Source organism: Vibrio sp. 10N.261.54.A5, from assembly GCF_041471145.1.
Lineage (GTDB): Bacteria > Pseudomonadota > Gammaproteobacteria > Enterobacterales > Vibrionaceae > Vibrio > Vibrio crassostreae_C.
In genome coordinates this window covers 119,724-144,435 of record NZ_JBFRNU010000017.1, presented here as the reverse complement: position 1 = coordinate 144,435, position 24,712 = coordinate 119,724, and the positions used below count along the sequence as shown (strand labels likewise).

16 protein-coding genes are annotated in these 24,712 nt (G+C 42.6%); 4 read left to right on the top strand and 12 right to left on the bottom strand.

The features are described from left to right. Positions 1–144 precede the first annotated feature (144 nt). Positions 145–1,050 carry a MalM family protein gene (locus AB4329_RS04910; protein ID WP_061038885.1) on the top strand — a complete coding sequence of 302 codons (906 nt, stop codon included), beginning with the start codon at positions 145–147 and terminating at the stop codon, positions 1,048–1,050. 88 nt (positions 1,051–1,138) lie between these two features. On the opposite strand, the gene AB4329_RS04905 is transcribed toward AB4329_RS04910, so the two are convergent. Continuing rightward, positions 1,139–3,952, bottom strand: coding sequence for a glycoside hydrolase family 3 C-terminal domain-containing protein (locus tag AB4329_RS04905; RefSeq protein WP_017071400.1), 2,814 nt, complete (start codon positions 3,950–3,952; stop codon positions 1,139–1,141). Positions 3,953–4,094: 142 nt separating this feature from the next. On the opposite strand from AB4329_RS04905, the gene AB4329_RS04900 reads away from it, so the two are divergent. After that, positions 4,095–4,973 (top strand): helix-turn-helix domain-containing protein, encoded by an 879-nt coding sequence (locus AB4329_RS04900; protein ID WP_017071401.1) that lies wholly within the window; start codon positions 4,095–4,097, stop codon positions 4,971–4,973. 286 nt (positions 4,974–5,259) lie between these two features. Here AB4329_RS04900 and AB4329_RS04895 read toward each other — a convergent pair whose 3' ends face one another. Together AB4329_RS04895 and AB4329_RS04890 are read right to left on the bottom strand one after the other, a co-directional pair. Then, a complete protein-coding gene (locus AB4329_RS04895; protein WP_017070688.1) occupies positions 5,260–6,591 on the bottom strand; it encodes a carbohydrate porin in 1,332 nt (443 codons plus the stop codon). A 456-nt stretch (positions 6,592–7,047) separates the two neighbouring features. Further along, on the bottom strand, positions 7,048–8,646 hold the full coding sequence (locus AB4329_RS04890) for a family 16 glycosylhydrolase (protein WP_372137748.1): 1,599 nt from the start codon (positions 8,644–8,646) through the stop codon (positions 7,048–7,050). A 546-nt stretch (positions 8,647–9,192) separates the two neighbouring features. Here AB4329_RS04890 and AB4329_RS04885 point away from each other — a divergent pair. Continuing rightward, positions 9,193–10,188 carry a LacI family DNA-binding transcriptional regulator gene (locus AB4329_RS04885; RefSeq protein ID WP_102319824.1) on the top strand — a complete coding sequence of 332 codons (996 nt, stop codon included), beginning with the start codon at positions 9,193–9,195 and terminating at the stop codon, positions 10,186–10,188. 90 nt (positions 10,189–10,278) lie between these two features. On the opposite strand, the gene AB4329_RS04880 is transcribed toward AB4329_RS04885, so the two are convergent. From AB4329_RS04880 to AB4329_RS04855, 6 genes are all read right to left on the bottom strand, one after another. Next, the gene (locus tag AB4329_RS04880; protein WP_372137746.1) at positions 10,279–13,722 is read right to left on the bottom strand and encodes a hypothetical protein; all 3,444 of its coding nucleotides are present in this window, start codon (positions 13,720–13,722) and stop codon (positions 10,279–10,281) included. Between the two features lie 74 nt (positions 13,723–13,796). After that, entirely contained in the window at positions 13,797–14,786 is a 990-nt protein-coding gene (locus tag AB4329_RS04875; RefSeq protein ID WP_017071889.1) for an ABC transporter ATP-binding protein, read from the bottom strand. Positions 14,787–14,796: 10 nt separating this feature from the next. After that, positions 14,797–15,750, bottom strand: a complete 954-nt coding sequence (locus AB4329_RS04870) for an ABC transporter ATP-binding protein (RefSeq protein ID WP_048659634.1) — start codon at positions 15,748–15,750, stop codon at positions 14,797–14,799. Further along, complete coding sequence (locus tag AB4329_RS04865) at positions 15,750–16,727, bottom strand: ABC transporter permease (protein ID WP_371957688.1); 978 nt, start codon at positions 16,725–16,727, stop codon at positions 15,750–15,752. The genes AB4329_RS04870 and AB4329_RS04865 overlap by 1 nt, the downstream gene beginning before the upstream one ends. A gap of 20 nt (positions 16,728–16,747) precedes the next feature. Then, positions 16,748–17,722 (bottom strand): ABC transporter permease, encoded by a 975-nt coding sequence (locus AB4329_RS04860; protein WP_017071753.1) that lies wholly within the window; start codon positions 17,720–17,722, stop codon positions 16,748–16,750. A 55-nt stretch (positions 17,723–17,777) separates the two neighbouring features. Further along, positions 17,778–19,412, bottom strand: a complete 1,635-nt coding sequence (locus tag AB4329_RS04855) for an ABC transporter substrate-binding protein (RefSeq protein WP_017071752.1) — start codon at positions 19,410–19,412, stop codon at positions 17,778–17,780. Positions 19,413–19,912: 500 nt separating this feature from the next. On the opposite strand from AB4329_RS04855, the gene AB4329_RS04850 reads away from it, so the two are divergent. Next, entirely contained in the window at positions 19,913–20,692 is a 780-nt protein-coding gene (locus tag AB4329_RS04850; protein WP_017071751.1) for a hypothetical protein, read from the top strand. 117 nt (positions 20,693–20,809) lie between these two features. Here the strand turns inward: AB4329_RS04850 and AB4329_RS04845 are convergent, their stop codons facing one another. The 3 genes from AB4329_RS04845 to gltS all read right to left on the bottom strand — a co-directional run bounded on the left by AB4329_RS04845 (position 20,810) and on the right by gltS (position 24,681). Further along, a complete protein-coding gene (locus AB4329_RS04845; RefSeq protein ID WP_372137745.1) occupies positions 20,810–22,063 on the bottom strand; it encodes a D-amino acid dehydrogenase in 1,254 nt (417 codons plus the stop codon). Between the two features lie 225 nt (positions 22,064–22,288). Beyond that, positions 22,289–23,215, bottom strand: coding sequence for a LysR family transcriptional regulator (locus tag AB4329_RS04840; RefSeq protein WP_136973584.1), 927 nt, complete (start codon positions 23,213–23,215; stop codon positions 22,289–22,291). Positions 23,216–23,466: 251 nt separating this feature from the next. After that, complete coding sequence (gene gltS / locus AB4329_RS04835) at positions 23,467–24,681, bottom strand: sodium/glutamate symporter (protein WP_017062061.1); 1,215 nt, start codon at positions 24,679–24,681, stop codon at positions 23,467–23,469. Between the last annotated feature and the right edge of the window lie 31 nt (positions 24,682–24,712).

Sequence of the window (24,712 nt, the reverse complement as noted above, 5' to 3'; positions counted from 1 at the left end):
TGTTACCTAATTCGTACTAATTATTAGCGAGTATTTCTTTAAATTTGGTGTTCGTCACTCAAAAAGAAAGCGCTTTCTTGTAGTGTGTCTCTATTATCAATCAGGCACTCTGAATCAGATATGCTTTTTTAACTGTGAGAAATTATGAAATATTTAGCAATTCTACCAGCGGTATTCGCACTAAGCGCCTGTTCAACAGTGACAGAGTCACCGGTTAGCTACCACAAAACTTCTCCGGGGCTAGAGTCACTACAGAACAACGAAAACTGCTGTGAAAACCTGAGTACAATTCAATATCAAAGCGTTACGAACCCAGAAGAAACATCTGTTTCGATCACCACAGCAAGCCCTAAGATCGAGTTCAAATCGGGCCGATCCTTTGCTGGAGGGCTAAAGCTTCCTGCAACACTAGATGCTATTCGTTTTTCAGTGACTTCAAATGCTAGTTATTCAGCATTCGTTCCGTCACTTTTAGTCTTAGACAAAAATTACCAGCCGCTAGATGTCATTGGCAATGAAAGTATTAAGTACCAACCACTTAGCCTGCTTGATGGTGCACAATATGGCGCGCAAATCGAACTGCAAGAACGTTACTTAAACGGCGAGGCTCCTGCTTACTTGGTCGTATTCACAACCAGCGAAGCACTCGCGGAAACAACTCCTGTCGAAAAACCAAGTGATATGGCGATACGTTCTGGTGATATCCAGGCAAACATCGCTCATAACACGGACTACGCCATCCCTCATTCTGCAATCGGGAAAGTCTCCTTTGATTTTAAATTCACAGCGGTAACCACCGTTGTTGAAGAACAAAACCGTCAAAAGCGAGTTCAACAAATTATTCCAGAATCAACCGTAGCCCAATCAGATTTATTAACGGAAAATACACTGAATAAGAAAGAGGTTTATCAAACTCTTATAGAAAACTCGGTTTCATCTGGAGATTTTAGTGCAGCACTGACTTACGTTGAAGAATCTGAGCGATTAGGAATCGAAGGGATGCGAAACTCCTTTGTTGACGCGATGAAGCAATATCAAAAAGCACAATAACTCAACCTCAAAGTAGTCGTTTATTTTCTCTCACTTTACCTCTTTTTTGAGCAACGAGAGTTAAATAAACGACTGTTATCCCTTAGCCCTATTCAGGCATAAACGAAAATACTAATTGCTCCAATTCTAAGCCTAATTTGATGAATTCAATATCCAAAGAATAAAAGCCTTTATCAAGCTTAACGGAGAGCCCCTCAACTGAAACTGTCTCGCCATTAGTACCATTCACTGATAGAGACATCGCGTACACGTTATTGAGACTTAAACTACACGCAGATTGAGCCAAAGTGCCACTATCGTAGTTAACAATACCTGCACATCGATACACACCAGCCTGTTTAACTTCCAAAACAATGCTACGGTTTTCTCTGATATTAAGTGGTAATACTATTGCATGTTGCTCTGCCGTCAGAGAGCAAAAGTCTCCATCAGTTTTACTCTGTTGTTTATTAAGATTTTGGGTCGCCTCAAAGCTCTTAACTGGATCAAAAGCGACTAATGGGCGACCCATTGCTGGAGAGTCCATAATAAAACGACAAATATTCATCGCGCTTCGTTGCAACTCCCCTAAGCTCAACGTTCCGTTTTCAAGCGCCTGTAACGTATCGTCATTCGACACGTTATTTTCCGCACCATCATGCTCAACAACCATATAAAGATCATTTTGAGAGCGAAGCATAAAGGATGTGTAACTTCGACTTTCAGAGCCACCTTTGATTGGGTCATTCATTTTTGCCCACCAATCCGTCATCACTATCCCTTTATAACCCCACTCCCCACGAAGAATCGTAGTATTGAGGTCGTAATTGGATGCAGCCCAGTGACCATTAATAGGGTTGTAGGAGGTCATAACACTCGAAGCTCCTCCTTGTTTTACCGCTATTTCAAAAGGCTTCAGATGAATCTCACGAAGTGCTCTTTGAGATATAACACTATCAACATCAAACCGTGACGTTTCTTGATCATTCGCCACCAAATGCTTGATTGTGCCAGATACTCCTGCAGCTTTAAGACCAAGAGTTTGAGATGCAGCTATTACCCCTGAGAGAAATGGATCTTCTGAGAAATACTCAAAATTTCGACCATTCAAAGGGTGGCGGTGGATGTTAATCCCAGGACCAAGCAACGTATCAATATGATTGGCTTGCATCTCTTTCCCCACTAAATGAAATAGTTTCTCATTCAGTTCTGGGTTCCATGTACAGCCTAATAATGTACCAATTGGGACTTGAGATGCTTTATGTCCGCTGTCCATTCGGATACCAGACGGACCATCAGCAGCTGCAACGACAGGGATACCTAAATCAAATAAGCTCGGCGAAACACCCCCAAAAGCAGCAGCAGTACCTGGCGTCACCTTAGGGCTGCACATACCTTCCCCACGAACAATTGTCGCTAACTGCTTTACGGTCATTTGCGAGATAAATTCGTCAATGTTCGCTCGCCCCTGCTTAACATCCAGTAAACGAATGCCCGTATCTTCACCAAGAGGAATAGAGCTTGGAAGCTCACTCAGAATACGTTTACTCAAATCAATAGTTCGCAGCGGCACAGATTCGTAATCGCAACTGTAAACACCATTTTCCTCGTTGCCTTTTGGGATCAACCTACTAAATCCGGTGACAGGAGCAAGTGCTTCCGTTAATTGCTCAACAACTAACAGCTCTTCTATTTTAACGCTCTCACTAACAAGCTTTGCCTGGCGAACACTTCCTCCTAGATAAAAGTGATATTCTCCAGCTTCAAGTACGTAACTATTTGGGTGTCCCGTTTTACCGGAGTCATCAAATGATGCGAAGGAAGATAGAGGACATGAAATAGTCAAACACACCGTATCTTGCGGGTCCAAGGTCGGTGTTTTCACAAAACCGATCAGTGCTCGTGAAGGCTTACCAAGGTGACCTTGAGGCGATTCAACATACAGTTGAACCACATCCTTACCACTGTATTTCTCGCCTATGTTTTTAACTTCAATATCGAAGACCAACTCTTGTTCAGAGCCGGAACCAAGAGTCGTCAATGCATTTAATTTATTGGAAAAGCGGGTGTAGGACAGCCCAAAACCAAACTCAAATTGAACAGCTTTAGGATTGAAAGTTTCAAAATACCGATACCCGACATAGATATCTTCTTGGTACAGATTACGCTCTTTATTTCCGAAGCTAGCGCTGGAAGGATAATCAGATAAAGAGTGCGCAATAGTGTCGGTCAAACGTCCACTCGGGCTAACATCACCTGATAAAACATCAGCTAAAGCATGCCCACCTTCCATACCTGCGGCCCAACTATACAGAACAGCCTTAATCGCAGCAGAACCTTTAAGTGAACTTGTCCATGACATATCGATTATGTTGGTCACGTTCAGTATCACAATGACATCATCAAAATATTCTGTCACTTTCTCCAACATTTGTATTTCTAGCGCGGTTAAATTGTAACTGCCTTGCTGCTGTGCATTATCTTGATCTTCACCCGCCGTTCGACCGATAAAAATAACGGCTTTGTTAGATTTGGCAACGGCATCCATCACAACTGAATTTGAAAGAGGCATTTCATCTTGAAACCAAGGTTCTGCTGCCCAACCACCTCCTCCGTCATTGAACGGGTTGTCCTTGACCCAACGTTTGTATACCTCCACCAAACTGAGATTAAGATTGATGTTTGGATTCTCATACAAGCCCTGTAATGCATTAACGGAATAAGGGACATTCACAGCTCCACCAGATCCAGTGCCACTTCGGTAGGTATCAATCTGACAGCGACCAAAAAGAGACACCGTATCACTAGCCTGCAATGGCAATATTGAATCACTATTTTTTAGTAGCACAATGCCCTCAGTAGCCGCTTGTCGACTTATGGGTGCAAGCTGCTTCTGTGCTTCGAGAATTTCCACAGTATTCATTTAAAGTCCTACTATTTTTTTACTTAGAGCAAAAATTTGACCTCTCGCTCTAAAAGTTAATATTGTCTTTGTTCAAAAAATAGTAATCTTAACCACGGCGTTTAACTACCAAATAAGCGACAGAAATAGGTAAAATAGCGACATGAAAACCAAGTTTAGACTCCAAAGTCATCAGAGATATCCTCAGATAAAATTTGCCTATGTCGATGGTCATCACGATTTCGACTTTGACGTACATAGCCATGACTTTTCTGAACTTTTCTTAGTTGTGAGTGGTAGTGGAAAGCATACGGTAGCTAGCCACACTTACCCTTTAAGTACAGGAGATGTATTTGTTATTAATGGGGATATTGAACATGGATTTTGTGAAGTAAATAAACTGAAGATTGTAAACTTGATGTTTGATACGGCATTGCCTTTTTTTGAGGTCCCTTCAATGCGTCAAATGCCAGGTTATCAAGCGCTTTTCAAGGTAGAACCAATTGCTCGACAAGCATCTGAATATCAAGCAAAGCTTACGTTATCACTTTCTCAGTTGAAACGAATCAATGGACTTCTACAACAAATCAAATCGGAATACGACAACGCAGAACAGGGGTTTGAAATCATATTGACGAGCACAATGCAGCAACTTGCGATAGAACTTGCTCGGCGATATCAAGAACAGACCCATAGCTTACCAAGAACAACCCTGGCATTGAGCCGTGCTCTCGCACATATTGACCGTCATTACAAAGAAGTAGGATTAGATACAGAAACCATTGCGCAAGCGGCCTATATTAGCAAGCGGCAACTAGAAAGGTTATTCAGGCAGTTTTTAAATACATCCCCAAACCAATACGTCAAAGACCTTCAAATTCGACACTCGGCATCCTTATTATTAAACGACAACAAAAGCATCCAACACATTGCTGAGTCTTGCGGCTTTTCTGACAGCAACTATTTCTCCAAATGTTTTAAGGCCCAAAATGGATGCAGCCCTCGCGAATTTAGAAAGCAACATTCTTCCCATAACTCATAACCCTTTCCCCCTTAAGCCTTAAGCCTTAAAAGATTAGATATGTCACACATAAAAAAACCGCTCCTTTCGAAGCGGTCGATGAGTATCTTTGGCAAGAACACATTTGAAACGAAACTCAAATATGGAAGACTCATAGCAATAAAAATGAAACTCTTTGTGCTGCTAGGAAAGAGCTCAACTATTGCAATAAATAGGATATCGAGAACCTTGCCCGCCCTAAAGGCAAGGCCGTCATACCACTCCCCCGGTATGCTCGATATCACTTAAGACCCGAAGGTAAAAAATTCTACCACCACATGTCAGCTTGAATACCTACAACAAAGTCGCCCTCTTTACCCGTACCATCTTGCATTTCACCATCAAGGTAAGATGCCATGAAGCGAATTTCTGGAGATGGACCGAAGCCAGAGTGCACAACTAGAGTCGGCGCTACTGTTAGCTTGTAATCATAAGAATTCTTTGACTCACCATTACGGTCTTCGTAGTTGTACATGTAACCAGCTTCGGTAGCGATAAAGAAGTTTTCTGAAATTGGGAACGTTGGTCGCACCATTGCTGATACCCAGCCGTCTGTGTCACCATTGTCAAAATCGTTGTACTGGGTTTGAAGAGAGTGGAAAATATTCACACCATTTTCAAAAAAGTACCCACCCCATGCTAAAGCACGTAGCGATACATCGTTTTCATCAACAGCCTTCAAACAAGACGTACCACAGCCCGTGCCTGTCGTTAACCAACTTTGATAGTCGCTACCAGGCTTGTACGTGTTGTAAGTCGTAAGAGTACCGCCTAAAAGGTTACCTGAACCTAAGCCTTTACCAGCCTGCGCGATGTATTTTGTAAAACCTTTATCTGACAACCCAAAGACAGACTCAGTGTGAACAATTGCCGTCATTTCATAGCCATTCTCAGCGAATGCTTCTGGGCCATTACCAAAACCTAAATCGACCATATTGTCTGGCATATACTTAGCCATAGCGTGAAGCTCAACACTGCCAAAGTTCACGCCAGCATGAAGTGCATGCATGATGTTGTTGCTGTCACCCCAGAAACTTGTATCGCCAGAGTCATCGCTTGCAATATAAGCAAAGTCCCACTTATTACCACCTAGCTCAACACCTTCAATACCAACACCAGTACCTGACATATCCGTGTAGAAAAAGTCGGTCATAAAGATGTAATTATCTTTACCATAAAAGCGCTTACCACCCCATACAACACCGGTTTCAGATACACCTTCAAACTCGACAAAAGTTTCTGCCATACCAATTTCGCTGTTGGTTGCATCGGCATTGGCACCAAGTTGGTTGGTTGCATATTCCGCATTGTTGGCTGCTGCTCGTGTTTTGATTCGAATTTTCTGACCACCGTCATTCTCAAAATTTTTCTGCAGTGCAACTTCAAAGTGGCTATCCGACTCAACACCCAATCGACCTAAACGCTCTTTAGATGCTGGGAACTTTGCTCGTTTAAAATCATCATTTTCACTGAATAGAACACCAGCACGGAAATAACCGTGAAATTCAAATCCATCCGATTTTTCGGCATGTACAGCAGGTACAGTAGACAAGCCAGCAGTAGCGACTAAACAAGCAAGGGTAAGCTTAGAAAGTTTCATAATAACTCCATGTTCCAAATTATACTTTCAAAAAGAAAGCGCTTTCTTTGTTTTTCTTAAAAAAACCAATCGAACAGATTTAAAGAAGATCAAATCTAAGCCCACATTCACTATGCACTCTTAATCTCATTGGCTCTAACCGCTCAGTTGGTATGGAAAGAGTATAAATCGATCTCGTGAATATAAACCGTGATCAACCCCACCAAAGAAAGCGCTTTCTTATGCGTGAGTCACAAAAATAAAGATGTTAAGTATTTTGTTTGAACAATCATGGAACCAAGAAAAATGTCACTGTTTACATATTAAGGACGAATTGCTCCGTTCAATCACTCAGAACCTGTTTCTGAATACATCGTCGATTGCCTTCCTCAAATAATCGTCAAAATAAAAAAGGGAACATACATTGTATGTTCCCTTTATATTCAGACTTTTATTCAAACCCCTTAGTTAAAAGGCTTACTTTTCAAATCGCATATTGTCTAATTTAAAACTCATTTCTCCTTGAGGCTCAAACACTAAAAGGTTAGTGATCGTTGTTGGATCAGCTTGATTCCCACCAGCAAAACGGTTGTCTCTCTTTAAAATGTCAGCGATTGGAATACGTACCGTCTTCCATTCATTGATTGCTGATAGCGGCACGGTATAGTCACTTGTTTTCGGCCAACCACTGTCCATCTTAACCAATAGTTCAACCCCGTCGGCCATGCTCTCAACTTTCAAATCAAAGACCAGTTCACCCGTCTCTTGCCAATGTGTCACATCTGTTACAGGAGAACGAAAATAGATATTTCCTGATCCTTGATTCTTATTCACTTGTAGCACTGTTCCACGATCTGGTTCGGTCACTTCTTGATAGTCAACAATATCCAATGGGTCATAACTTGCATAAGCCAAGCTTGCGTTAAGAGTTTCGGTAAAAATCTCCAACGTTGGTCCATCAGCATAACTATCATCGGTTGCTAAGATCTCTGGAGCTTCGTGCCCTATCACTTGTATTGCATGTTCAGAACGACTTGCACACCCTTTTCCTTTCCAACGATCAACCTTACAACGGTAAACCTTTACTGAATCAACTAGCATTGTTTTCGGAAACAAACCTTCGTCGATGCCTTTATCATTTGCGTTTGCTGACCACGCCCCACCGACGGCCAAGTTCAATAACAAATGAAACTTTTCATCAAACGGAGCTGCTCCACTCGCATTAATGAGTTTCCCTTCTTCCGCTTCATATTGGCTGTACCAGCCCTCTTGAGCTTGAGTCGCGTAATGAATATTGTCTACATACCAACGAATTTCACCTTCTTCCCACTCAATCGCGTATGTATGGAAGCCCTCAGTAGGGTTCACACCATTTGGCAATGTCGCGGCTTGCCCTTTATAAACATTGTCTGGCCAATTTCGTCCGTAATGTAACGTCCCGTAGACCCGGCTCTCTAGAGCATCATTTTTCGCTCCCGCCGCATCTGAAAGTGTGTTTAGGTTAACCGCTTCCATAATATCGATTTCGCCAGAAGCAGCCCATGTACCATATTTATTGTCGGTTGGCAGCATCCAAATCGCGGGCCATGAACCTTGTCCACCGGGTAACTTTGCTCTGATTTCATAACGGCCATATTTGGTGTCACGCTTGTCTCTTGTACTTAGCCTCGCAGAAGTATAAGGGAGTGTCTTAGTTGCTCCGCCAATCGTACCTTCGGCATTGTCAGGCCCAGTATGACTTTGCTTCAGCGCGACAATGTGTAAAAAGCCATCTTTAACAAATGCGTTATTAGGATCATCCGTGTAGCACTGTTGTTCATTGTTCCCTCCTCCCCAACAGTTCACTTCTAATGACCAATTACGTTTATTTATTTGCTCGCCTTCAAACTGGTCTTCCCACACCAATTGCCAGTCTGAACTTAAAGTAACTGGAGCATGGGATAGCACAATCGCTTTTTCAGTTTGAGCTAAGTCAGCACTTTCGGATACCGGCAGCTCTATCGCCGTGCAGCCAGACATCAAAGCGGCAGAAATAAAAGACGTTAATATCTTTACCTGATTGGTTAGATCTTGCATTACAACTCCTTGTATCACGACTTTCTAAGCAGGCGACACGTAATATCGGAGCCCATAACAGAAAGTCGATAAATGAATAAGTCCGCGAGCATGGACCCAATATGCCATGCACGACTGTTTCAAAATGAGTATATAAAAGTGCATAGTTCAAAAAAGAGACAACGCTCACCTTAAGAAAGCGCTTTCTTGTTGGGTTTCACATTTTGCTAAAATTCGTTGTGGTTTGTGTAGATTCTCAAGATTTTTTTGACCTGATTATCTGCATAACACCCTAGAATCCCTTTATTCTAAGGCTTCTGTTTTTTCTAGCTTACAACGAAGTTCAGAAAAACAGATTCACTTTTATTACAACACAAAGAAAGCGCTTGCTTGATATTTGAACGAGTATATGGAAATATTCGTGACCTTACTTTGTATGCTTAACCTTCAAATTTAGCGTTAAGCAGTTCTGAGTTTTTAAATATTAATCATTGGATTACTAGGCTCTTATTGATCACGAAGGTAATATAGCTTAGTTCACTCCTTGTAGAGATAAGGCCACTACCATTGATCACCATTAAAGAAGTATCTGAACTTGCTCAAGTTTCTCAATCAACCGTCTCACGAGCATTAAATGGTCACCCTACGGTAAAGGAAGCCAATCGCGAAAAAGTATTCAAAGCTATTGATCAACTGGGCTACAAGCCTAATGCGTTTGCACAAGCTCTAGCCTCCAGTCGTTCAAATAGCATTGGCATGCTAGTTGGTTCGCTTGATGGGCCTTTCTATGGACCATTAATGCATACAGCCGAAGATACCGTTCGCCAAAATAATATTCACTTAATCGTTACAAGTGGCCAGGAATCACGAACCAAAGAGCTCGATTCTATCCAGTTTTTGCAATCTAAACTTGTGGATGGCCTCATTGTTCACTCAGACAAGCTCAGTGATGACGAACTGATCAAAATAGCGAAAGACAGTGAAACAATGATTGTTCTCAACCGTTTTATTCCTGAGATTTCTGATCGCTGTATTTACATTGATAATGAGCTTGGTGGCTACCTTGCAACGAAGCACTTACTTGAGAACGGGCATAAAAAAGTCGCTTGTATCACAGGCCAGTTGAGTAAAGTTGATAGTAGAGATCGCTTTCAAGGGTATCGAAATGCCTTGTTAGAGTTCGGTATCGAATACGACGCAGGGCTGTTTGTAGAGGGACGCTTTGATCATCAAGGCAACCACGAAGCTGCGCGACGCTTGTTAGACCGAGACCCTGAGATCACCGCGATTTTCTGTCAAAATGACAACATCGCGCTTGCTGTATATGACGTAGCAGCAGAGCGAAACCTCATTATTGGGCGAGACCTTTCAGTCGTAGGCTTCGATAACGATACTCATAGCCAGCATATTCGTCCTCGCTTATCGACGGTCGACTTTCCAGTTCATGAGATGGGAGAAGAAGCTGCAAAAGGTGTTTTATCGTTAATTAATAAACGCGACTACCCATTGAAGCACAAACTAACCCCGACATTGATTGTAAGAGAGTCCGTGGCTAAGCTTTGATTTTTGTATATCAAGCACCCCATTTTTTACACTTAAAAGAAAGGCTCTAAGTATTCACTTAGAGCCTTTTTATTTCACTTTAAATTAGAATTAGAGTAACTGGTGCTTTGACAACACGACAACGACTTTCTCAATAAGACCACTACGAGAAAAGAGCTGTGAAGCCATTTCATGGTTTAGCGTTAACGATGCAAATGCCTCACTTGTTCCGTCTTTAAACTGAACTTCAATACCCTGTGTTGGCTCATCATTGAGTTGGTAAATAAACGGTACCTGACAGTAAGTAAAAGCCAGTTGCCCAGCCTGAACAATAAAGCTCTGCATTTGTCCTTCAATATTTTGGCAGTCAAAAGTCGCCGCTTTTTGTAAGAACTCTTTAGGACTAAGAAGTGAAGGGTTAATTACAATTGTGCCATCAACGACCTCTAGACCTAGCTCTCCAAAACGAGTAATCACTTCTTCCTTAACTTGCCCTGTCATCCCTGGCTGCTGTGCTCCAGAGTGCATTGGCGTATGAGAATACGGATCCGTCGGAAACGCACCGTAGTTTTCCGGCGTTTTGTTGAAACCAATACCAGCTCTCACTTTGTAATAGTAATCCGCTAATTTAAGAGTTTCCTGGCTATTAGAGTCCATACTCCAAGCATGCTGATAGTTTTCTTGCACAGCTAGCAGCAACTTAGAAACCATATGCCAATAGATACAACCTAAACCTTCATAACCAAACATGGTTCCCGAACGCCCAGTAAAGGCTTTATGGTTGAATACACGCTCATACAAACTAGATACATGACAAAATTCATCATCACTAATTGACGGGTAATCGGCTTTAATTTCATCAATCGCAGCCTGAAGGAAACCTTTGTTTTCAAAGCTTGAATTGAAGTGGTAAGAACCTTTGCTGTCTTGGTTTACTAATCGGTTATCTTTGGCAACAACCATCATGCTTAACAATTTGCTCTGGTCAATGTCTTTAGCGTCTAAACAGTTTTTGTCCATAAAAGAAGCCAGCTCACGGTCAGGGTAAAGCATGAAGCTATTTTGATCAGCACGATACATGTCACTGGCAAACAATTTATCCAACAACTCAACCGCTTGTTTAGATGATAATAGACCCGAGCTCAATACTGCAACTTGCCCTTCTAGCATAGGGTAAAGCTCTTCAACCATTAAGCTCTCACCAGAACAACTCAAGATGTTATACGCATTGTACAAACCGTCTTCACGCAAGTTGTTTGCAATCGTAGAATCTAGGACTTTTAAGCTCGCGCCCATCAATTGAACAATCGCTTCTTTCTCAACTTTCGTTTTCCCTGAGAATCCATTTACTCGGTACACGCGCTCACGATAATTAGCAGCGGATTTAGCCAGCTTAGTCAGCATTGCTTTACGCGTTTGACGAGTGACCGTATCTTGACGAATCTCTGTATTTGCCTCTGAAACGATCTGTGTAACAGAAGACATCCACTCAAACACTTCTTTGGAAATACTGTATGACGATGGTGACTTCTCTAACAGGCGCTGCATAAAGGCAACATAGCGACGCATGTAGTACAAGGTTACCATTGAGAGGCCGTTGCCAACGATAGCGTTGTTTGCATCATTCCATTCTGGACGTTGTGTATTGAGCCAAATACCACCATCAAGCACTAAGTTACTCAATTTCGCCAATAAAGGGACGAGTATCTTCTCCATTAAGTTGACCATATAAACTTCTTGGTCACCCGTCATCAACAAGCGACCGTCACTGCCTAAGCTCTTTACACGTTGCTCTGTCAATTCCTGCAAGTCTTGGTTGAACTCTACGGTATCTTTAGGGTTATCAAAGAGGCCTTGAACTCCACAAAGCTCGTAAGGCACGTTGGCATAACTAAAAATGTCACTCTCTAGTAATTCGATAAGATCGCTTTGCTCAAATTTGTCTGCTAACTCAAGGAATTTTAATAGATAAATGATTTGATGATCGCCCCAGTAACCAATGTTACTCCAAGGATCATCCGCCTCTAACAGCTCCCAATCTACACCATCTTTAGTAATTCGATACGGATTGTAACCATCCACCGTTGAAGCATTAACAAACTTAGAGATGAATGATTTGATGAACCCTGGATAACTAAGAGCCATCGCTTCCCAGTTTTGGAAAATATCACGCCAGTTGCCTTGATAAGAAAGTAAGCGTTCGCCATTTTCATCTTTAAGCTTAATCTCATAGTGGTTCCAAGGGCGACTAGGGTCACCATGACGACGTCCAAAAGTAAGCGGTAGATACTCGTAGCTCAATCGAACTAATTGAGAATCCCCTGTCGCTTTAGCGCGCGAAACTAATTCAGAATGGCTGAAAACATCCCCTAACTGATCAAAAAAGTCTTGATGGCGGCCAGCTACCTGAGAGTTGGCCTTTTCCATAGTTTTAACTACGTCAACCTTTTCTAACATATAGCCGTTTTCAAACACGCCACCACGCATGTTATTGAACAACACATTGGCATAATGGTGAACGCTGGTATTTTCTTCAGCTGTTATTTGCCACGCATCCGCGCCAGACATTAATGTGATCAATTCATCTTGATTATCTGCAACGCTCTTTTCTAAAGCTAGTGCTAGGTTAGCAGGAACAGAGAGCTCAGATTGAAGCTGACAGATATCGGAATGAGTCTTGTCTATATCAGCGACAATCGACCAAACTTTGGTTTGATGTGCTCGCAGCGTCAGAGACTTATGAACTAAATAGCTCCCTCTAACCCCTTTCGTTAAAGGTTCACTTTTAACCGCTCGACCTTTTCTGAACGCATTAACTTGAGCACTCGTCAATAAAATTTGGCTGCTTTCCGTTTCTAAGCTGAAGACTGTCGTCGCTAGCAAAGATTCAGCAGGGTCGGCTCTATCGCTCAATTTCGCGTACATGCTGAACAGAGCTAATGAACTACCATCAACTTGTTCATTCCACTTGTACGCATCAACTAATGCACTTCTTGTTTGAAGAGCTGATAACGGAGCGCCTGAAGGAAGTATATTTTGTAAGCCATCTAGTGCTTCGACTTTACGCTCAAAGCTCGCGAGGTTGGTCAGTTTTGAACGACGAATAAAGCCGTATTTTTCACTCGTATTCCAGCTGTATTGGAACTGTAGTTGCAAAGTATGGTTTATCTCTTCAAATACAATCTTGTCTCCAATCGTATTTTTATAAAGATTGCGTTCAACATCAAAAATACCATCATGGAATGTATTAAACGGTTCCCAAAGTACAACCTTGTCGCCATGTTCAATACGGAAGATGGATTTTGAGCCGGTGTTTTCCGCATTTTCATGAATATGGTCAACAGACTTGTAAGGAAAAAGCGCATTTTCCGGACGAATGCGTCCAGCTGAAAGGCTGCCTGTTGATGAAATAAATAACCAGTGATCGCTCGACGATACAACGCTAATAAAGAATGGCGTCATTTGGTCAACATTAGAGATTTGGTAGTAACGCTCACCATCTAAATCAACGAACTTGCCATCGACCTCTGGTGTTAAGTTGTAGTCTTGTTTCATATCAAAATTCCAAAAAATTCTTACACTTAAACTTTGAAAGCGCTTTCTTTTGCGTTTCAAAAAGGATTTAAAGTTTACAAATGATGACAACGAGCAAAATGCTCTTCTGCAATTTGAGTCGGTTCTGGTATTGATTGCGTGCAAAGTTTATCGGCTTTCATACAACGGCTTGCGAACGGGCAACCTACGCTACTTGGCTTCCAAGAAGGGATATCGCCTTTTTTCACGTTCATGTCACGCTTGCCCGATTTACCGACTTCTGGCACTGCTGACAACAACAACTGAGAATACGGATGTTGTGGGTTCTGAGTGACGTTGTCGCTATTGCCCCATTCGACCATATGTCCTACATACATCACCGCCGTTTTCTCAGCAAAATAACGCGCTGTCGCAATGTCATGAGTGATGTACATGAACGAAATACCATGCTTATCCTTCAAGTCAGCCATTAGGTTTAAGATTCCTAACCGCACAGACACATCAAGCATAGAGATAGGTTCATCAGCTAGGATAACTTCAGGGCTAACAGCAATTGCGCGTGCAATTGCGACACGCTGTCGTTGTCCACCACTTAGTTCATGGGGGTACTTCTCTGCGGTCTCTTTAACTGGTGTAAGCCCAACCATTTCAAGCAATTCATAAACGAGGTTCGGAATCGCTTCTTTTTCTGCTCGTTTATGGATAAGTAATGGTCGCGCAATATGGTGGTAAATCGTATGTACAGGATTCAACGAGCCAAACGGGTCTTGAAAAATCATTTGCACTTGGCGTGCATATTCAAGCTCACCATATTTTTCAATATAATCAGACAGAGGCTCACCTTTGAATTCGATATCTCCAGCCGTCTTATCGTAAATTCGGGTAAGAATTCGAGCTCCTGTGCTTTTCCCTGAGCCAGATTCGCCAACAATCGCTAATGCTTCTCCTTTACGAAGATCAAATGAAACATCATTTACGGCTCGCATCATATTGCTTTTGACTGACTGGCCAAGTGGGAAATCTTTTACCAAATTCTTAACTGATAAGATAACTTCGCTTTTATCAACGTTCTTTAAAGTATTCATAATCTTTCGCTCAAACTAGGTGACAAGATACGTGATGCCCAGTCGCAATAGCGCCCAAACGAGGCTCACTTTTAATGCACATTGAAATGCATTCGCCACATCGCTCTTGGAAGTTACATCCTTGAGGTGTATCCAAAAGGTTGACAGGATTCCCAGGGATCCCGTAGAGACGTTCTTTTGGCCCATGAATAGTCGGGAATGAAGAGATAAGCCCTTTTGTATAAGGATGCTTAGGTTCACTAAATACCGTTTTCGCATCACCTAATTCAATAAGGTTACCCGCATACATCACGCCAATTCGATCAGCAATTTCGCCCATGAGGCTTAAGTCGTGACTAATAAACAGAATAGAGAAGCCAAACTTACTCTTAAGCTCATACAGTTCATTCAAGATTTCACGTTCAACCACTACATCAAGTGCCGTTGTTGGCTCGTCCATGATGATCAGTTTAGGTTCCAGCGCCAAAGCAATAGCAATAACAACTCGCTGACGCATCCCTCCACTCAGTTGATGAGGAAAGCTCGACATTCTATCGCCATGAATCCCAACCGTTCCTAACAGCTCGACCGCACGATCGTGAGCCTGTTTATAAGGTATTTTTCTGTGCGCTAGAATAACGTCCGTTAGCTGCTCACCGATGGTAATGACAGGGTTAAGTGAGTTCATTGCGCTTTGAAAAACAATAGAAACGTCATTCCAACGGAAGTCACGTAACTGCTTGTTATTCATCTTTAAAACATCCTGCCCTTTGTAGAGTATTTCACCCTCAGAGATAAGCGCTGGTGCTTTGTGTAGGCGTGATATAGCAAAAGCCAATGTACTTTTACCGCAACCAGACTCACCGGCAATACCGAGCGTTTCACCGGGCGCAATGGAAATACTAACGTCATTAACGGCTCTTGCTACGCCATTAGGAGAAACGTAATCAACACACAGGTTATTAATTTCTAATAGATTGCTCATTATAGGCCTCGGCGTTTATCTGCTTCTTTTTTAAGTTTGTGCCACAGTTTGATGTGTGGGCCCGTACGTAATTTAGGGTTGCTCACTTGGTCAATTGACATGTTAATCAATGCGAGTCCACCACCAGTAATCGCTAACGCCAATGCAGGAACCAGCATTTCCCACCACGCTCCGGTATATAACGATGAAGAGGTCTGTGCCCAATACAGCATAGAGCCCCAACTCACTTCTGTTGCATCACCTAAACCTAAAATACCTAGACCAGCTTCAGAGCCCATTGCGTAGATAACCGTGCCTAGGAACCCGCCAAAAACAATCGAAACTAAGTTTGGTAAGATCTCTACTAAAATAATGCGGATTTTTGATTCACCCATAACTTCTGCAGAAATGATGAATTCTTTGCTTCTAATTGCCATGGTCTGTGCACGAATCACCCTAGCTCCCCAAGGCCAGGAGGTTATTCCTAACAACACGGTAATAACCAGCGAACCGACCTGCCCTAAGAATGCGGCGAGAACAATCAGCAAGGGCAACTGTGGAAACACAAGAAATACGTTAGTAACGAAGTTCAAGCGTTCATCGACTTTTCCACCAAAGTAACCAGATGAAACCCCGACGAGCACTGCTATTGTCATCGCGATTACGCCCGCAGAGATCGCAACAGTAAGCGACTTTCTTGCTCCAAATAGAACCTGGCTATATACATCACGCCCGCTACGAGTAGTGCCCATAATATGCTCAGAACTTGGTGCAATATGTGGACGTGCTACGCGCTTTTCTGGATTATGAGTCGATAATACAGGCGCAAATAACGCCCCAGCTAAGACAATCGTAAGTAAAAAAGTACCTACAATGGCTGGAGGGTTACCGTAGAAAAATGCGTAAGCTTTACCGAGAGTTTTCTTTACGTTTTTCCACGACCATTTTGGCTCACGTACTGGCATATTCGGCTGGTTAGCGGTTTTTTGAGTATCCATTAAATTATCCATCATGCGCCTCAGTTCGAGATTCTAGGGTCAAGCCAGACATATAGAAGGTCGGCAATAAAGTTAGCGGTCAGTACCGCTGTCACCAAGATAAGAAGAATGGCTTGGATAAGTGGGTAATCACGAGCAACTATGCCTTTAAGAAGGATGTTCCCCAAGCCTTGGTAGTTAAAAACCACTTCGGTCATGATTGAGCCTGCGAATGAGAATCCGATTGCCATTGCAATAGCGGTCGCAACAGGAAGGATGGCATTTCGACCAGCATAGCGAGACATAACACGATAACTACTCAAGCCTTTGGCCTCAGCCATCGTTACGTAATCTTCACCCAACACATTGATCATCGCATTACGCATATTGAAGACCCATGTTGCGATCCCAACCAGGACCATAGAGCCCATAGGCAACACAGCGTGTTTAGCCACACTAGAAATAAACTCCCATGTAAAACCTGGCTCTAGCGATGGGTCATAAGTGTATGCCAAAGGTAATAGTTCGAGTTTTAAACCGAAGAAATAGAACAACAGTAACGCGGTCACGATGTACGGGAAGTTACTAATAAATGCCAAAACTGGCGGAACAATTTGTCCAAATAGCCCTTCACGTCGATACGATGCATACGTACCAATACTGACACCAATGATAAGAGCAACAATCAGCGAACCAAGCGCTAGGAACATAGTCCACGGCAGTGCCATAGCAAGGACATCTGAAACACTTACAGGAAACATAAGCACTGAAGGTCCCAGATCAAGAGTGAATACGCTTTTCATATACGCGAAGTATTGTTCGAAAACATTGCCATCAACAAAACCGTACATTTCACGAACAGCATCCATTTGAGCAGGATCCATTCGACCTTGAGCTGCAGCGAAAAGAGCATCAACAGGATCTCCTGGCATTAGGCGAGGCAACATGAAATTAAACGAGATAGCGATTAAGAAAGCGGTAAAATAGAAGCCAAATCGGCGAATTAAAAACGACATAAAAATCTTTTAACCTAGGGGCTACAACCTAAGCTGTAGCCCTCTCAAAAATAACTTACTTAAGGTGTAGATTGTTGAGAATTATTACTCTCTTACCACCGTCGTACCATACTGGCTGTACGTATGGGTCTTTTTCACTTGGCCAACCAACAATATGTTTAGTACTGTATTGGAACCAAGTTGGGTTAGAAAATAGAGGGATAAAGGGAAGGTTTTCAGCCGTAAATTCCTGAAGTTCACTCAACACTTTCTCTTGCTGCTCTGCATCACCAATTTTGCCGAAGCTGTCGATCAATGCGTCGATTTCTGGTGAATTAACACCGTGACCAGCATGCCAAGTTTTTCCGATTCGAGACGTTGAGAAGTACTCTTGGTACGCCAAGATTGGATTTGTCGCGACCATTGACCAGTTAATTGACATGGTATATTTGCTTTCTTTCAAATTGCTGTCATATACCGCCCAATCCACAGTCTTAACGTTTGCTTTCACACCCACTTCTTCAAAGTATTCAGATACCATCTGAACCACTTGGATCCAGTCGGTCCAACCGTTTACAACCTCGATATCAAACTCAACCGTTTCCCCGTTTGCTTTGTCGCGGAATCCATCACCGTTTTTGTCAACTAAGCCCGCTTCATCAAGTAAAGCGTTTGCTCTTTCAACATCGTACTTAGTTAGATAACCATATTTCTTAGATACATTTTTATCAATGTGCGTTTCGTATAGCTCACCGATGCCACCAGCATTGAAGTTTGCGGTCGGATAACCGTAAGCAGCAATATCAACGATGGTTTCACGATCAAGAGCCATAGAAAGTGCTTGTCGTACTCTTAGGTCATCAAATGGCGCTTCTTTGGTATTTACGTAAAGGTGGATAGCATCATTCGCTGGATACCAAAAATGGTTATTTTCTTTATCCATATCGACAAATGTTGACTCAACGTCAGCAATAAAATTTGAACCCCAATCAATCTCACCTTTGATTAAGGCAGGTTGGATCTGAGAGTTGTCATTGTAAGAACGGAAGTTGATGCAATCTAAATAAGGTCTATTTTCTAAATAGTAATTTGGGTTTCGGCACAGCTCCATCTGTTGCGGTTTAATGTATTTAACCGTCGTCATTGGGCCACTACCTACCGGGTTAAGGTTGGTAAACGTTGTCAGCTCTTCAACTTTCGACCAAATATGCTTTGGTACAATATGGTAACGCTCTAAGTTCCAAGCAAATGTAGAATCCGCTTCCGTCAGCTCAAACACGACGGTTCGCGCGTCAATAGATTTGATTTCTTTTAAATTACCTGAAGACCAAATACCTTTCTGGTCAAAAGCTGGTGCCTCTTTAGTCAACATAAAGCTAAAAACAACGTCGTCTGCAGTTAACTTTGAACCATCAGACCACTTCAAATTCTCTCGTAACTTAAGCGTCAATGTTTTCAGGTCAGTTGAATACTCAACCGACTCAGCCAGGCGATAATCAACATCACCTGTCATGTTGTTGAATACGACCAATGGCTCAAACATTACCCCATGCAGCAAGTCTTTAGTTGTATAAGGGTTAAAGTTTTCAACAAAGCCAGTATTGATAATTGGCACCGTTAGTGTGCCACCCTGCTTAACTTCATCTGCTTGTACAGAGGCTCCGAATAAAGCTCCAATGGCGAGCGAAGCAATCAATGTCTTTTTGTGCATCACGTTGTCCTTTTAATGATAATAACCAGAAAGAAAGCGCTTTCTTTTAACTTTAAAAAAGGGGGGTGTTTTCGTATTCACTATCGGCAACTCGCATCAAGAAACCGCTTTCTTTAGGTGGATGATAAGCCGATAGAATGATTCTTCAACTTACATTTCGGTGAAACGAACCATAGATCACAAATTTAGAATAGATTGAGAATAGAAATACACAACAGTGCCATTCGTCACATTAATTGTTCACTAACACGAAAAACAATTTAAAAACAATAAGTTAAAATTCACTAATGGTACCCCCATGGTCTTTCCTAATCGTCGAACCTCTAACCCATCAATGAACTTATGTGCTTTCTTTAAAATAGCCTTTCCGTGGCGATTCTCAACATACATAGACTGTATCTATGTATGATTCTCTCAAAAACAAAAGAAAGCGCTTTCTTAGGCGCTAAACCTATGTCAGCATACCAGTCATAAAATGTAAGTTCCCCCTTAGGACAACTATGTTTAACTTTTGGAATGGCAATAAATCAGGTAAAAGACAGCACTATGAGTTGGAGCTAATTCATAGCTTGTTGAATTGGGATCCGAACGAACCTATTGTCGTTCACAGCGATAATACAGACTTTCCAAGAGCTGAGGATGAAGGAAATATATTCCGCAAGAATTATGATGTACTCGTCACGGTGGCGGGAAACCGTAAATTTGCTGATAAGCCTGCAATCAAACTCAACTCTCCAATTTGTAAAGGCTTATTAGGACACCGTATCCTGATAATTAGGGAACAAGATCAACCCACATTCCATAATATCAACAGCAATAAACTGAAATCACTTATCGCTGGAATTCCTGCGACATGGGCTGATGCTGAGCTGTTTAGAGCAAATGGATATCGAGTACTAGAGCAAGGAACGTTACCAGAGATTCTGAAACTTCTCTCAGATAAAAAATGTGATTATGTGTCACTCGGAGCCAATGAAGTTGAAAGCATATACCAAGAACATACCTATTCCCTGGATGGGTTAGTCATAGAAAAAAGTATTATGCTTTATTACCCTCTTCCTCTGGTCTTCTATGTCCACCCAGACAAGGCTCAACTGGCTCAATTACTTGAGGACAAACTGCAAGACTACAAACTCAGTGGTGATTTCGAGCTATTGTTTAACCAACATTTCGGGGACGTAGTGAGATCCATTGGATTAGAACATCGCAAAGCTATTAACCTCGTAAATAAGGAGCTACCGCCAGAGCTAAGATCATTTAAGTCTCAAGTCATCTCGTGATTATAAATAGAGGAGACTTAAAACCATGCACCTAGATTTACAACATTAGGTGCATCCGCTTCATGCTCCTAATGTCGATATCATCAAACCATAGGCAAGATAACTAACGGCTTGCTTTTACATATAGCGGTGGATACTCAAGTCATCAGTTTTTATATCACTAGCAGAGCCACTGACCACGCTTGCCAAGATCTTTCCTGAGCCACATGCCATTGTCCAACCTAATGTCCCATGTCCAGTATTTGTAAATAGGTTCTTGATAGGCGTCGCGCCGATTATAGGCGTACCATCCGGAGTCATCGGTCTTAACCCTGTCCAGTATTCTGCCTTAGAGAAATCCCCCGCCTGTGGGAAAAGATCTTTTATCACCATATCAATCGTGGCTTTACGTTTTTCAGGAATAAGATAATTGAAGCCAGCAAGCTCTGCCGTCCCTGCAATACGAATTCGGTCATCGAAACGAGTCATCGCTACCTTGTAGGTTTCATCCATTACTGTAGAGGTCGGCGACTTATCTGCACTCACGATCGGAAGTGTTAACGAATACCCTTTGACTGGATAAACCGGGATTGATAAATCCACTTGCTTGAGCAGCTCACGAGAGTAGCTTCCCGAAGCTACCACATAAGCGTCCGCTTTGAATTCACCTTGAGTTGTCGTAATGCTCTTTATGGTTTGGTTCTGATGATTCAAACTTACCACTTCAGTATCAAACACGAACCTAACACCAAGTTGCTTGGCCTTCTCAGTCAGCGCTAAACAGAACTGATGACAATCACCGGTTTCATCGTGTGGTAAATACAGGCCGCCCACCAGCTTGTCTTTAACGTCTGCTAAACCAGACTCCACTGACAGACACTGTTCAACATCAAACAGCGAGTGTTCGATTCCACTCTCTTTTAATAGCTTCATATCCTGCTGAATAGCATCGAGTTGCTTCTCGCTTCGGAATACTTGCAAGGTGCCTTTCTGCCTGCCCTCATAAGCCAAATCTTCACTGATTCTTAGATGAGTCAGGCAATCTCGGCTGTAGTTAGCGACTCGTAACATCCGCGATTTATTCTGTGCGTACTTGGCTTCATTACAGTTGGCGAGCATCTTAGTCGCCCAAGACATTAACTCTGGAGAAAGAGAAGGCTTCACTTTAAGTGGCGCATGTTCTTGGGTAAGCCATTTCATCGCTTTCAAAGGGATGCCCGGTGCCGCCCATGGTGATGAATAACCGTAAGAAATTTGCCCGGCATTCGCAAAACTGGTTTCTTTGCCACTGCTATCTTGACGATCAATAACCGTGACCGAGTGACCTTCTTTTGCCAAGTACCATGCGCTGGTCAATCCAATAACACCACTGCCAATTACAATAACTTCCATTATCTTCCCCTAATGCCTGACAAAGCCAAATCTGTCGAACACAGCTGTCAGTCTAAAACTCGTTTCGTTAATAATTTGTAACTTATTCCGCATGTGTTGACTTAACAATAGAGGTGGCATTGACAAAACATCAATTCGACTCGAAAACAAATCCAGCAGTTTGGAAGTGTGATATTGGCGGTATTTGAAAGCTTAGGTAGGAGTCGCTAAGTAAACTGATTAAGCCTAGATATTGTAAGCGTCATGACTCAAGAAAGTGGCGTTCTCGAGTAAGAAATCTAACAAGGTTTCCGCTTGTAGCGTTAGTGCACGGCCTTTCAAAGATTGAACCTTAACCGTCGCCTTCGATAGCATCTCCAACTCGGTCGCAACCACTTCTATCTGCCCTGACTTTATCTCATCGATCACAGTGAGCTTAGGCATAAAGGTGACGCCCAACCCTGCTGAAACGAAGTTAGTCAGTGCCGTGACTGAGTTAGTTTGAAGTTTTGGCTGCAAGGTAAGATGGGAAATTTGTTCAGCCTGCTTTACCAGCCTCCCCATACCGGTCGAGTTATCGATCAAGGCGAGAGAAGCGTCTTGAATATCTTGCATTACCACTGGTGCATCTTTCATCGTAAGGAAGTGCCCCTTCGGAGCAATCAATTCGAGCGGATGACTACGCTCGACGTGTGAATGCAGTTTAGGATGAGGTGCAGACGCATAGGTGATCGCGAAATCTATCTGTTGATCTTCTAACATTTTCACGGCATCCAATGCACCTGCAATTTCAATCGATAAATTGATATCAGGGTATCGAGCCATGAAGGTTTGCATCGGTTTAGAGACCAAGTTAGTAATAAATCCTTCTCCAATCGCGATGCTAACATTACCGCCCTTGAGGTTTTTAAGCTTGGTTAGTCGAGCAAGCACTGCCGCCTCTCCACGAACAATGGAGCGATAGTAGTTCAACAGTTCGTTCCCCGCCTCAGTCAGCAGAGATTGGCGGTTGTTGCGCTCCCATACTTTCATTTCCGCTTGCGCTTCTAACTGTGTCAGCATTCGACTCATCGCGGCAGGGTCAACGTTCATCATCTTAGATGCCTTACGTAACGACCTGTATTTTGATAACGCGTTTAAGTACTCGAGAGCACGGATATTAAAGTGGTGCATTCAACTTCCTTGTAATTCAACTGACACTTAATCAAGCGTCTCACAAATTTGCTGCGAACATATATCCCAATTTATCAAGATCGTAATTGCTCTTACTAACTTGTGCACCGAGTCACTTCAAGACATCACATCAAAGGCTGATATACGTGTTTTAGCTTGCTGTCGATAAAATAAAGGCGACAACTTTCGTCATCGCCTTTGTGGTCATTATCCCGATGTAAACCTCAAGCAGTCAATAACCGGTCACTTCACTACAGACCAACAAAGAAACTGATCACCAATGCGTTGATCAAATCAACAAAGAAACCACATACTAATGGCACCACAATGAATGCTTGTGGGCTTGCGCCATATCGATGAGTTACTGCGGTCATGTTCACAATTGCTGTTGCGGTCGAGCCTAGAGTGATACCACCGAAGCCTGAACATATCACCACAGAATCGTAGTTTCTTCCCATCAAGTAATAAACGACAAACACAGTAAACAACAGGGAAAGCAAGATCTGGATACTCATGACAACAGAGATATAGCCAAACAGTCCATCGAGATCCCAGATACGCAACCCCATCAATGCCATGGTCAAGAACATGCCTAAACAAATATCAGAGATCATCGCTAAGCCTTTGCGGCCTTGAGCGATTTTCTCTTGTGTACGACGTTTCTTAAACAGTGCGCGACCAACGTTTCCGATTAGGATACCTGCGATCAAACAGCTAACGAATAACGGCAGTTTTAGGCCCATCGAGTCGATAACTTCACTCAAGCTGTAACCCAGCATTAGTGTTAAGTTAAGAATCAACCACGCCCACAGAACGCCGTAGTGGCTAAGCTCTGTTTTTGTTTCACTCTCTTGGAATGCACCAACCGTAACCTCTTCTTCATTAGAAGGGCTTACTTTGTGTTTATTGAGCAGGTAGTTCGCAATCGGACCACCAATCACACACGCTGCAATTAAACCAACCGTGTTTGAAGCGACACCAAGTTCGAGCGCGTTAGCAATACCAAACTCTTCCACAAACATTGGCGCCCAAGCTAACGTTGTGCCTACGCCGCCTATCAAGCTAACAGACCCAGATAGCAAGCCTGCTTTCGCATCCATTCCAAAGCCAGAAGCGACTGCCATTCCGACTACGTTTTGCAACACGATAAAAATGGCAGCAAGACACAGTAGGATGAACAACGGTCGCCCGCCTTTAATCAGTGTTTTAATATCCGCTTGGAGCCCGATGCCAGCAAAAAAGTAGAGAAGCAAAAAGTCTCTGACATCTAGGCTAAAAGTGATTTGGATTTCAAAAATATAGTAAAGCGCCGCTACGGTCGCTGCGCAGACAAAGCCACCAATCACAGGCTCTGGCAGTGAATACTTTCTTAATACTTCAGATCGCTCGATCAAACCTTTACCGATAAACAGTAATGAAATCGCGATCGTAAAAGAGAGCATTGGAGAAACTAGGGTTTCTGTCATGAGGTTATGGATTCCTAATAGTTAGATTATT